General features: G+C 61.8%; 12 protein-coding genes. 3 read left to right on the top strand and 9 right to left on the bottom strand.

Annotation, left to right across the window (positions count from 1 at the left end):
* Positions 1-22: 22 nt before the first annotated feature.
* Genes pepN through ABFB52_RS12435 form a run of 6 tightly spaced genes read right to left on the bottom strand, consistent with a single transcriptional unit; the run spans position 23 to position 6,536 of the window.
* Positions 23-2,680, bottom strand: coding sequence for an aminopeptidase N (gene pepN / locus ABFB52_RS12460; RefSeq protein ID WP_129973686.1), 2,658 nt, complete (start codon positions 2,678-2,680; stop codon positions 23-25).
* Positions 2,681-2,690: 10 nt separating this feature from the next.
* Positions 2,691-3,521 carry a DUF2797 domain-containing protein gene (locus tag ABFB52_RS12455; protein WP_085748391.1) on the bottom strand — a complete coding sequence of 277 codons (831 nt, stop codon included), beginning with the start codon at positions 3,519-3,521 and terminating at the stop codon, positions 2,691-2,693.
* On the bottom strand, positions 3,518-3,778 hold the full coding sequence (locus ABFB52_RS12450) for a DUF1315 family protein (protein ID WP_011333626.1): 261 nt from the start codon (positions 3,776-3,778) through the stop codon (positions 3,518-3,520). The genes ABFB52_RS12455 and ABFB52_RS12450 overlap by 4 nt, the downstream gene beginning before the upstream one ends.
* 30 nt (positions 3,779-3,808) lie before the next feature.
* A complete protein-coding gene (locus tag ABFB52_RS12445; RefSeq protein WP_085748392.1) occupies positions 3,809-4,678 on the bottom strand; it encodes a rhomboid family intramembrane serine protease in 870 nt (289 codons plus the stop codon).
* Positions 4,675-5,649, bottom strand: coding sequence for a metallophosphoesterase (locus ABFB52_RS12440; protein ID WP_173892803.1), 975 nt, complete (start codon positions 5,647-5,649; stop codon positions 4,675-4,677). The genes ABFB52_RS12445 and ABFB52_RS12440 overlap by 4 nt, the downstream gene beginning before the upstream one ends.
* The gene (locus ABFB52_RS12435; protein ID WP_007956919.1) at positions 5,646-6,536 is read right to left on the bottom strand and encodes an NAD(+) kinase; all 891 of its coding nucleotides are present in this window, start codon (positions 6,534-6,536) and stop codon (positions 5,646-5,648) included. The genes ABFB52_RS12440 and ABFB52_RS12435 overlap by 4 nt, the downstream gene beginning before the upstream one ends.
* Positions 6,537-6,651: 115 nt before the next feature.
* On the opposite strand from ABFB52_RS12435, the gene ABFB52_RS12430 reads away from it, so the two are divergent.
* Positions 6,652-7,602 (top strand): DUF1853 family protein, encoded by a 951-nt coding sequence (locus ABFB52_RS12430; RefSeq protein ID WP_085748394.1) that lies wholly within the window; start codon positions 6,652-6,654, stop codon positions 7,600-7,602.
* Here the strand turns inward: ABFB52_RS12430 and ABFB52_RS12425 are convergent.
* Positions 7,599-8,882 carry an arsenic transporter gene (locus ABFB52_RS12425; RefSeq protein ID WP_129973685.1) on the bottom strand — a complete coding sequence of 428 codons (1,284 nt, stop codon included), beginning with the start codon at positions 8,880-8,882 and terminating at the stop codon, positions 7,599-7,601. The two genes, ABFB52_RS12430 and ABFB52_RS12425, sit on opposite strands and share 4 nt — an antisense overlap.
* Before the next feature lie 102 nt (positions 8,883-8,984).
* On the bottom strand, positions 8,985-9,542 hold the full coding sequence (locus tag ABFB52_RS12420) for an NADPH-dependent FMN reductase (RefSeq protein ID WP_007956924.1): 558 nt from the start codon (positions 9,540-9,542) through the stop codon (positions 8,985-8,987).
* Positions 9,543-9,727: 185 nt separating this feature from the next.
* On the opposite strand from ABFB52_RS12420, the gene ABFB52_RS12415 reads away from it, so the two are divergent.
* On the top strand, positions 9,728-9,964 hold the full coding sequence (locus ABFB52_RS12415) for a hypothetical protein (protein WP_007956926.1): 237 nt from the start codon (positions 9,728-9,730) through the stop codon (positions 9,962-9,964).
* 85 nt (positions 9,965-10,049) lie between these two features.
* Entirely contained in the window at positions 10,050-10,943 is an 894-nt protein-coding gene (locus ABFB52_RS12410) for a LysR family transcriptional regulator (RefSeq protein WP_129973684.1), read from the top strand.
* Here the strand turns inward: ABFB52_RS12410 and ABFB52_RS12405 are convergent.
* On the bottom strand, positions 10,909-11,523 hold the full coding sequence (locus ABFB52_RS12405; RefSeq protein ID WP_102687412.1) for a GNAT family N-acetyltransferase: 615 nt from the start codon (positions 11,521-11,523) through the stop codon (positions 10,909-10,911). The two genes, ABFB52_RS12410 and ABFB52_RS12405, sit on opposite strands and share 35 nt — an antisense overlap.
* Positions 11,524-11,525: the final 2 nt, after the last annotated feature.

Raw genomic sequence — 11,525 nt, 5'->3', positions numbered from 1 at the left:
TTTTTATTGCCCTGAAACAGCGTCAAGCAAGGCTTTTGCTGACCACTTCATACACATCACTGGACAACTGACCGGACGCCAGAATCCGCTCCAGCTCCGCCTTTATCAGCGCCTGACGAGCGCCGTCATACTTGCGCCAGCGCGTCAGCGGCGCCAATTGACGCGACGCGATCTGCGGGTTGAAGCCGTTCAGTTCGATCACCAGATCCGCCAGGAAGCGATAACCCGAACCGTCCGCCGCGTGGAAGTTGATCAGGTTCTGCCCGGCGAACGCACCGACCAGCGCACGCACCTTGTTCGGGTTCTTGATGTTGAACGCCGGGTGCTGCATCAGCGCTTTCACCCGCTCCAGACCGCCCGGCAAGGTGCTGCCGGCCTGCACGCTGAACCACTGATCCATGACCAGCGGATTGTCCTTGAAGTGCTCGGCGAAACTGGCCAGTGCGGTCGCTTTCTGCTCGTCGAACGGCGAGTTGACCAGCACCGCCAGCGCGGTCAGGCGCTCGGTCATGTTGTCGCAGCTGTCGAACTGTTCCAGCGTTGCCGCCAGCACTTCCGGCTTGCCGCTGAGCATCAGGTAAGACAGCGCGATGTTCTGCAACGCGCGACGGGCGAAGTGCTCGGCCTCGGCCACGTACGGGGTTTGCTTCGACAGGTCGCGGTTGGCCTGATAACGCAGCCACAGCGCCTCGAACAGATTGTCCGCCAGTTGCTGACGGGCGAATTCGCGGGCGGTGTGGATCGCGTCCACGTCGGCGACTTCGCTGATTTCGGTCAGGTAGGCTTCGCTTGGCAGCGAGAGCATTTCCGCGACCATCGCCTGATCCAGCGACTCGTCCGACAGCACGGTGCGCAGCGCGGAAACCAGACGTGGGTCGAGCACCAGGCTTTCGCCCTTCTGCTGCTGGCCGATCAACTCTTGCAGCACCTGCACCGACAGTTGCTGACCGGCATCCCAGCGGTTGAAACCGTCGGTGTCATGCTGCATCAGGAACATCAGCTGATCGCGGTTGTACGGGAAGCTCAGTTTCACCGGCGCCGAGAAGCCACGCAGCAACGACGGCAGCGGCTGTTCGGCGATGTCGACGAAGGTGAACGTCTGTTCGGCTTCGGTCACCGAGATCACTCGGCTAGTGCCTTGGGCCGAGGCTTCACCGGACAGACGCAGGGCAATCTCGTTGCCCTGACTGTCGAGCAGGCCCAGCTCCACCGGGATCACGAACGGCAGTTTTTCAACCTTGTCCGGGGTTTCCGGGCAGCTCTGGCGGAAGATCAGACTGTAGGTTTTCGCGGCGGCGTCGTAAGACTCGCTCACCGCCAGACGAGGTGTGCCGGCCTGGCTGTACCAGCGCTTGAACTGGGTCAGGTCGACGCCGTTGGCATCTTCCATGGCCTTGATGAAGTCATCGCAGGTCACGGCCTGGCCGTCGTGGCGTTCAAAGTACAGGTCGCTGCCTTTGCGGAAGCCTTCGGCGCCCAGCAGGGTGTGGATCATGCCGACCACTTCCGAGCCCTTTTCGTACACGGTCAGGGTGTAGAAGTTGGAAATCTCGATGAAGCTGTCCGGGCGCACGGCGTGGGCCATGGGACCCGCATCTTCGGCGAACTGGTGGGTACGCAGGTACGCCACGTCCTGAATGCGCTTGACCGTGGCCGAGTTCATGTCAGAGGAGAAACCGGCATCGCGGAACACCGTGAAGCCTTCCTTGAGCGACAGCTGGAACCAGTCGCGGCAGGTCACGCGGTTGCCCGACCAGTTGTGGAAGTATTCGTGAGCGACGATCGCTTCAACGCGCTGGTGCGCGGCGTCGGTAGCGGTTTCGGCACGGGCCAGCACGGCGCTGGAGTTGAAGATGTTGAGGCCCTTGTTCTCCATCGCGCCCATGTTGAAGTCGTTCACGGCGACGATCATGAAAATGTCCAGATCGTACTCGCGACCGTAGACCTCTTCGTCCCAGCGCATCGACTTCTTCAGGCTGTTCATGGCGTGCTGGCACTTGTCGATGTTTTCCGGCTCGACGTAGATGCGCAGCGCCACGTTGCGGTTGGTCATGGTGGTGAAGCTGTCTTCAACGCACCACAAGTCACCGGCCACCAGCGCAAACAGGTACGCCGGTTTCATGAACGGGTCTTCCCAGGTCGCCCAGTGCCGGCCGTCTTCGCCGGGGCCGCTGGCGATCGGGTTGCCGTTGGACAGCAGCACCGGATAGCTGTGCTGCTCGGCGACCACGGTGGTGGTGAACTTGCTCATCACGTCCGGGCGGTCGAGGTAATAGGTGATCTTGCGGAAGCCTTCGGCCTCGCACTGGGTGCAGAACATCGTGCCGGACTTGTACAGGCCTTCCAGTGCAGTGTTGGTTTCCGGGTGGATCCTGACGCTGGTGTCGACCGTGAAGGTTTCGCTGGCCGGTTGCAGGGTCAGGTGGTTTTCAGTCAGTTGGTAATCGCTCGCGCTCAGTTCCTGGTCTGCCAGGGTCACCGAGAGCAATTCCAGCTGCTGGCCATCGAGCACCAGCAGCGGCAGGCCCGGGCCACGGGCCGGGTTGCGGCGCATCACCAGTTGCGCGTGGACCAGACTGTGGTCCTCGAACAACTCGAAGGTCAGGTGTGTTTCATCGATCAGGTACTCGGGCGCCTGATAGTCCTTCAGGTAAATCATCTTCGGTTGTTCGGTGCGCATGCTGAAGTCCTTATTGATGCACGGCGAGCTGATAGGCCGTGTACTTGCGAATGTTGATCACGCCGGTGTCGAAGATCAGGTACTGGCCCTTGATCCCCAGCAGCGTGCCTTCGGCAATCGGGTTCTTGTCCAGGTTGAAGCTGACGATCTTGGCCGGGTACTGCTCGACCGGGTAGCGGATTTCCAGCGGCTCGACATCGGCGATGGTCTGAATGGCCTGGAGACCGAATCGCTCCTGCAAACCTTGCAGACCCGGGGCGCAGCTTTCGAACAGTTGATCGCGCACCTGCGCCAGATCCACCGCCGCCGCGTCGCCTTTGAGCAAGGCGCGCCAGTTGGTCTTGTCCGCCACCTGGCTGCGGAACAGGTCTTCGACGAAACCCGACTGCTGCCGCGTCGAAACGCGCATGATCGGCAGCGCCTGACTGGCGCCCTGGTCGAGCCAGCGGGTCGGCAACTGGGTGGCGCGAGTGATGCCGACCTTGATCCCCGACGAATTGGCCAGGTAGACGACGTGGTCGGTCATGCAGAACTTCTCGCCCCACTCAGGCTCACGGCAGGTGCCAGCATCGAAGTGGCAGCGTTCCGGGCTCATGATGCAGATGTCGCACTGAGCCAGTTTGGTCATGCACGGGTAGCAGTAACCCTGACTGAAACTGGTCTTGGTCTTGCGCCCGCAATGGGTGCAGTGGATCGCCCCCAGGTATTCCAGACGCACCGTGCTGCCGATCAACGGGTTGACCGGCACCTCGACGTCATCCAGACGAAACGCGTACTGCACGTTCGGCCCGTCCAGGCGCGCCGACATTTTGCTGATTGCACCGCGGCCGATCTCGATCAATGGAGGGCGTCCGACTTGAACAGGATGTTCGGCACTTCAATCGACTTCGACGCACATTCCTGCGGGCCCATGTAACCGGTGCGCTCTTCTTCGGGCAGGTTCTGCATTTCCCAGGCGATCATCGCCTGCAACGACAGTTCACGCTGTTCGGCGGTGAGCTTGCCACCGTCCGACCACTTACCGATCTCTACCGCCAGCTTCAGGCTCTGGTAGATATCCGGGGTGATGTTCTTAATCAAATCGTTAAAAGAGGACATCAGGGTCTCCGTGCTCTTTATTCAAAAAATTCAGGCGGCCAGTTTACGGCGGTTGTACAAACCGCCCAACAAACCGGTGAAGCATCCGATGAGTAACCCGCTGACGTGGGCAGCGTTGGCGATTTCGCCGAAGCCGATCATCGAGATCAGCCCGGACATGCACACCAGCAACCACACCAGCATCATTGCCAGCACGCCGCGCGGCAGGCGATAGGCCGGGTTCGGCGCCAGCAGCTGGAAGATCCAGCAGTGACCGAGCAATCCGTAAAGTACGCCGGACAGTCCGCCGAACAGGCTCGGGCCGCCCCACGCGAACTGCGCATAGTTGGAAACGAGGCCGAACAGCAGCGTCAGGCCGATCAGGTTGACGCTGCCCTGGCGCGACTCGATGCGCCGCCCCAGCTCCCAGTACCACATGCCGTTCATGGCCAGGTGCAGGATGCCGAAGTGAATCAGCATTGGCGTAAACAGGCGCCACCACTGCCCCGCCGCCAGGCTGTCGGCCAGGGGTGTGAAGTGGATGTAGTCGCCAACCACGCGAAAATCGAGGAAGGTCAGCCAGCGCATCGTCTCGAGGTTGTCGCCGAGAAAGGTCAACCCGCCAACGATCAGGCTCAGCAGCAGAATGAATCCGGTGGCTTTGGCATGTTTCAGTTGTTCGGCGAAGCTCGGGCGCTTGAGCGTCGGCGCCGACGGAATTTCCAGCTGCTGATCCGGATCACCCGCCGGGAAACGCTCGTACAGCGAACGTACGTCGTCGCTGATTTCCGAGGGCACCCACAACACCTGCTCGCCCGCCTCTTCACTGACGCGATGGGGCACTTGCATGCGTTGCAGCAGTTTGACGAACCCACTCAGGTCCGCCGCCAACGGCACACGCAAGACGGCTATGGCACTCATCGCAGCACCTCCGGCCGCTCGACGTCGACCCAGACAAATTTATGCGGATCGAGGCGGGTTTCCTGATCCAGACGATAGGCGACCAGTTTGCCGTAGAGCACCGCGCTGTAATCCAGGCACGCGAGGTTCGGCCGGATCGGCGCCGGTTTGCCGCTGCGCCAGTAGTGGCCGACGAACAGCAATGGCTCATCGATACCGTAGCGCAGCAGGGAATTCTTTTCGCTGGAGGTCAGCGGTTTTTGCGCCACCGGTTCCGGCAGTGCGTCGGGCTGGAACACGATGTCGCCGTAGGTCTGCGGATCGTCTTCCCAGAACTTGGTACGGAAAAACGAACGCACCAGGCCATCGCCGCTGGTCATGGTCAGGCCATCCGGCAGGCGCATGTCGGTGCCGCGCAGCAGGCGATCGAACACGGTACAGGCGAAACTGCCCGGTACGGCCGAGGCCTGGAGGAAGTGTTCATCGATGCAGCCATCGGGAAACAGCGCGCGCAGCGGCTCGATCAGCCCGGCATCCCAGCAGGCATGCACCACGCGGAAACGTCCGGCATCGACGAACAGCGGCAGTTGGTAGAACCACTGCTGGAAGTCGTGCCAGTCGCCCGGATGGTCTTCGAACTGGGTCAGGGTTTCGTGCAGCAATCGGGCATGGCGCGGGGTGTGTTCACGCACGAACTGCTTGCCGCTGCCCGGAGGCGCCGGGGTGCTCCAGCCGAGGGCGTTGAACTCGTGGTTGCCCATGATGCACAACGCCTGACCGGCCTCGACCATGTCGTGGACGATGTGCAGCGCCTCGCGAATCCGCGGGCCACGGTCGATGATGTCGCCGACAAACACGGCCATGCGCGATGGATGTCGCCAGACCCCGCCCTGCTTGTGGTAACCGAGACGGTCCAGCAAGTGTTCCAGGGTCAGGGCGCATCCGTGCACGTCACCAATCAGGTCATAACTGCGCGCGGGATCGAGCATCAGTCGCCTCCACCACCCAACTTGCTGCCCCAGCCGAGCTTGGTGCGGCAGACTTCGTAGTAGTTGTGGTCGAGCGGATGGATCAGCCGCAGCTTCTGTGCTTTCTTGCTGACGGTAATGGTGTCGCCCGGCGCGCAGGTGAAGTGGTTCTGCCCGTCGCAGGAGACCTGCGGGTAGATCTGCATATCTTTGGACACGACGATTTTCAGCTCACTGTTGCCATCGACCACGATCGGTCTGCCCGACAAGGTATGGGGGTACATCGGCACAATCACAATAGCGTCAAGCTTGGGATGCATGATCGGGCCGCCGGCGGACAGCGCGTATGCGGTAGAACCGGTCGGGGTCGACACGATCAGGCCGTCGGCCTTCTGGCTGCAGACGAACTGGCCGTCGATGTACAGCTCGAACTCGATCATCCGCGTCGATTTGCCCGGGTGCAGCACCACGTCGTTCAGCGCATCGCCCTGGCCGATGGCCTCGGCGTGACGACGGACTTCGGCCTGCAGCAGGAAGCGGTTTTCCACCAGATAATGGCCGTCGAGCACTTCGGCAACCTTGATTTCCAGCTCGTCGGGGCGGATGTCGGTGAGAAAGCCGAGGCTACCACGGTTGATCCCGAGCACCGGAATATTGTGCTTGGCCAGTGCCCGTGCCGCGCCGAGCAGGCTGCCGTCACCGCCGACCACGATGACCATGTCGCAGACTTCGCCGAGCATCTTGCGTGACGAAGTTTGCAGGCCATGGCCCGGCAGGACTTCGGCGATGGTGTCTTCGAGAATCACGTGCAGGTGACGATCGAGCAGGAAGCGTTTCAGTCGGCGGACGGTATCCAGCACCTGGGAGCTGCCCAGGCGACCGATGATGCCGATATTACGAAATTGCTCCATGGGACTCCTGCGGGGGACTGAGACGGCGAAAAGCACGATTATGGGCGAAAGCGCCGGATAGACAAAATCCTTTCAGCCCCGAGGATGCGCCGGTGTTTGAGGCTATGCTCGCAAGATGATCCTATTTCCCGATTTGCTTCAGCTGCCCCACCAGTTACGCCACCCCGAGGTGCGCGATCTGGCGTGGGTGATCCTCGCCCCGCCGATGCTCGCCGCAACCCCATGGCCGCAGCGCCATCCGCTGGCGGGCAGCGACTGGGTCGGCGACCCCGAGCGCCTGGAACACTGGCTGCGCCAGCTCGACCGCGACAGTTACGGCCTGCTGCACTGGCTGTCCCAGGCCCGCACCCGGCGCCTGGGCCTGTATTACGAGCGGTTGTGGCAATTTGCGGTGAAACACGCGCCGGGCATCGAACTGATCGCCGCCAACCTGCCGATCCGCCGCGAAGGCCACACCCTCGGCGAGCTGGACATGCTGCTGCGCGATCGCGACGGCGTGCACCACCTGGAACTGGCCATCAAGCTCTACCTCGGCCCGCAGAACGGCGACGGTCATGATCCGGCGTCGTGGCTGGGGCCGGGTTGTCATGATCGACTGGATCGCAAACTGGCGCATTTGAGCGAACATCAGCTGCCGATCTCCGCGCGCCCGGAAAGCCGCGAAGTGCTGGCGGCGCTGGATGTCAGGTCGTTCAGCGCGCAACTGTGGCTGGGCGGATACTTGCTGTATCCGTGGCCCGGTCAGTCCGTGCCGCCCAGCGGCGCCCACCCGCAGCATTTGCGTGGCAGTTGGCTGCATCAGAAAGACTGGCCGGCGTTTGTCGCCCAGCGCCCGGACGGACGCTGGCAACCCCTGCCCCGCCACGCCTGGCTGGCGCCGGCGCACTACCCGGCGGACCAGACCTGGAGCAACGGACACTTGCAGGCCTGGCTCGATGAACTCGAACCGCTGGCCCCGGCGCAACTGATGGTACGCCTGACCGAAAACGCCCGGGGCGAATGGGAAGAAGCCGAGCGGCTGTTTCTGGTGTCGGATCTGTGGCCGAACGTGCCGGGGCAGAATTAAACCGACAACCGCACCGCCAGTGCGGCCAGCGTCACCAGCAACACCGGCACCGTCAGTACGATCCCGACCTTGAAGTAATAACCCCAGCCGATCCGGATGTTCTTGCGCTCCAGCACATGCAGCCAAAGCAAGGTCGCGAGACTGCCGATCGGGGTGATTTTCGGCCCCAGGTCACTGCCGATCACGTTGGCGTAGATCATCGCCTCCTTCACCACACCGCTGGCCTGACTGGCATCGATCGACAGCAACCCGACCAGCACCGTCGGCAGGTTGTTCATGATCGATGACAACAAGGCCGTCAGCACCCCGGTGCCCATCGCCGCACCCCATACGCCGTGAACGGCGAACACATCGAGCCACCCGGCCAGATAATCGGTGAGCCCGGCATTGCGCAGTCCGTAGACCACCAGGTACATGCCCAGCGAGAAAATCACGATCTGCCACGGCGCCTCTTTCATGACCTTGCGCGTGGAGATCTTGTGCCCGCGCGCGGCAATCGCCAGCAACAGCGCCGCGCACACCGCCGAGATCGCGCTGATCGGAATCCCCAGCGGTTCCAGCGCGAAACAGCCGATCAACAAAATCACCAACACCGCCCAACCGGCGTAGAACGTGGCTTTGTCGTGGATGGCGGTTTCCGGGTGTTCAAGCTGTTCCGGGTCGTAAGCCTTGGGAATATCACGGCGGAAGAACCACAGCAGCATGCCCAGCGTGGCGGCGACGCTGACGAAGTTGACCGGCACCATCACCGCCGCATAGCGGTTAAAACCGATGTGGAAAAAGTCGGCCGAGACGATGTTCACCAGATTCGACACCACCAGCGGCAGGCTCGCGGTGTCGGCAATGAACCCCGCGCCCATGACGAACGCCAGAGTCGCCGCCGGGGAAAAGCGCAGGGCCAGCAGCATGGAAATCACGATCGGCGTGAGGATCAGCGCTGCGCCGTCATTGGCGAACAGCGCCGACACCAGCGCGCCGAGCAGCACCATGAAGGCAAACAGCTTGCGTCCGCTGCCCCGGCCCCAACGCGCCACGTGCAGGGCCGCCCAAGCGAAAAAGCCGGCTTCGTCGAGCAGCAGACTGATGATGATCAGCGCCACGAACGTGCCGGTGGCGTTCCAGATGATTTGCCACACCAGCGGGATGTCGCTCAGGTGCACCACACCGAAAATCAGCGCGATGATGGCGCCGAACGTTGCACTCCAGCCGACCCCGAGGCCTTTGGGTTGCCAGATCACCAGGGTAATGGTCAGCAGGAAAATCAGTGACGCAGCGAACATTCGCGACAGCCTTCAATAAAAGGGGAAAGAATCAGACCACACAAAAAAACCTGTGGGAGCTGACTCCCACAGGTTCGATATCTTGTCAGAAAAATAAGTGGATCACTTCTTGTGTTGCGCCACCCACTCACCAAACGCATTGATGAAACTTTGCAGGAACGGCTTCACCGACTCGTTCAGTTTGCCCGCCTCGTCGAACGCCGTGCCCGCGCCGCCCAGATAGGCTTCCGGCTGCTGCATGCAAGGCACGTTGAGGAAAACAAAAGACTGACGCAGATGCTGGTTGGCACCGAAACCGCCGATGGCACCCGGCGAAACGCTGATCACCGCCCCCGGTTTGCCGCTCCAGACACTCTTGCCATATGGCCGCGAACCGACATCGATCGCGTTCTTCAAAGGCGCCGGCACCGAGCGGTTGTACTCCGGGGTGACAAACAGCAGAGCGTCGGATGAACCCACTTTTTGCCGGAAAGTGCTGTAGGCTGCCGGCGGTGAATCGCCGTCGATGTCTTCGTTGTAGAGTGGCAGATCGCCAATTTCGACAATGTTCAGCTTGAGGTTGGCCGGTGCCAGTTCCGCCAGCGCCAGGGCGACCTTGCGGTTGATGGACGCCTTGCGCAGGCTGCCGACCACTACTGCGACGTTATAGACATTGCTCATTGGAAGACTCTCGACTGTCCGTGGGAGGAGCCACTAGTTATAGATGATCCGGTGACGATTTCACCAGACGCCGAAGGTTATTTCCCGCGTCTGGATTATTTTTTTCCTGTAGGAAAACTTACCAAGCTCGATGAAGGTCTACCAAGCCGCAAATCAAGCGTTTTATCTCCAGAGGTTCTAAGCAGATGGCAGCAGTACTCGTCGGTCAGTTCCATGCAAGAGATGCGGAAGGCCGCGTTTATTCCGTGCATGAGTTCCAGGAATCCAACCCGTCGGCAGACGGTTTCACCGGCACGGAGCCCGTTACCACCTACAAACTGGCGATTGGCGACCGCGTCAACAAGATCGACGACAACGAGTTTCTGCTGGTTCAGTCGGGCATCACCCTGATCCGCGAACCCGAGCCATCGGTCGCTTCATAACCGATCGTTATGAGCAGAAGTCATCCGCGCCGAGTTGGGGTAGGATTCAGCCACTGACCCCAACGGCCGGACATGGACTTCACGCATGCGTTTACGTCATATCGAGGTGATTCAGGCGCTTTTGCAGACCGGTCACGTGGGCACCGCCGCCGAATGGCTGCAACTAGCGGCGCCCGAGGTCGAGGAGCGTTTGCGCGAAGCCGAGAGTCAGCTCGGGTTCATGCTGTTCGCCAGCGTACGCGGACGACTTCAGCCAACCCCGGAGGCCCGGGCGCTGCAAGTCGAGATCGGCCACATCTATGAAGCGCTGGAACCGGTGCAACGGCTGGCCAGCAGCCTCAAGCAATACCTCGCCCCACCCTTGCGGATCATCGGCACCCCGCCGCTGGCCCAGCAACTGCTGCCGCAAAGCCTCGCCGCCCTGCGCCGGCGCCTGCCCGACGTGCCCTGCACCCTGCTCAGTGAACCGACCCGCGACATCGTCCGCCACCTGCTGCTGCGCGACAGCGATCTGGGCCTGAGCCTGCACGATCCACAACACCCCGATATCCATTGCCAGCCAATGGCCCAGGGCAAGTTGCAATTGCTTGCGCCCCACGGCTGGCTGCAGCCGAAGCAGAAGTACATTTCCCTGCAGGATCTGGCCGGTCAGGCGATGGTCGGCCTCGAAGGTCAGGACCCGTTGAGTCCGGCCCTGGAAAACAAGCTCCAGGCCTTGCGCCCGGCGCCGACCATCCAGACCAGGGTGCAAACCCACCAGATGATGCGCAGCATGGTCGAGGCCGGCGAAGGCCTGGCGATCGTCGACCCGTTCACCGCCCTCGGTGCACGGGCGGGCGGTCTCGATGTTTGCCCGCTGTCGCCGGCGGTACCAGTCAGCCTCTATGCCCTGACCTTCAAACACGCCACGCCGTCAGCGGCGATTCAGACGCTGCTCGGGATCGTCACGGAACAAGCCGAGGCGATGCTGGCGAACTGATCGGATGTTCCAGCGGGTTATCGAACAATCGATACCAGAACAACGCCACTTCGGCGGTGTTCGGATCGATGCCGCGATAGCGCAGGTGGTCGATGCCGCCGATCACATAGCCACAACGCTCATACAGACGGCAGGCGCCGAGGTTGTTGTTCTGGGTTTCCAGCATGATTCCCGGCAGCTTTTTCTTGCGGCTCCAGAACTGCGCCACGTCGAGCAAGGCCTTGGCCACACCATGGCGCCGCGCCGGGGCGTGCACCGCCAGTTCATCGATATGGGCGAAGCCGTTCCAGTTGGTGCTGATCACCAGATGACCGACCGGCTCGTCCTCTAGATACGCCATGAAGATCGCGCTGTCGGCGGCGTCTCGAAAACTGCTGAACTCCTCCGGATCGATGCCGTAGCACTTGCGATACGGCACGATGGCGGTCACGGCCCATTGCGCCACAGGCTTGCCGATTTCTGCCGCGCCGTAGGCGGCCACCTCGAAACTGAAATCGCTGCCCCAGATATATTCGGCGAAACCCTCGTCGGCGACCCGCACCGACAGCCCCGGGTATTTCGGATTCATGACCGGTTGCATAC

Source organism: Pseudomonas sp. 9.2(2024) (assembly GCF_039695385.1).
Taxonomy (GTDB): domain Bacteria; phylum Pseudomonadota; class Gammaproteobacteria; order Pseudomonadales; family Pseudomonadaceae; genus Aquipseudomonas; species Aquipseudomonas paraglycinae.
The sequence above is the reverse complement of the archived record's forward strand: the minus strand, read 5'-3'. Positions and strand labels throughout refer to the sequence as shown.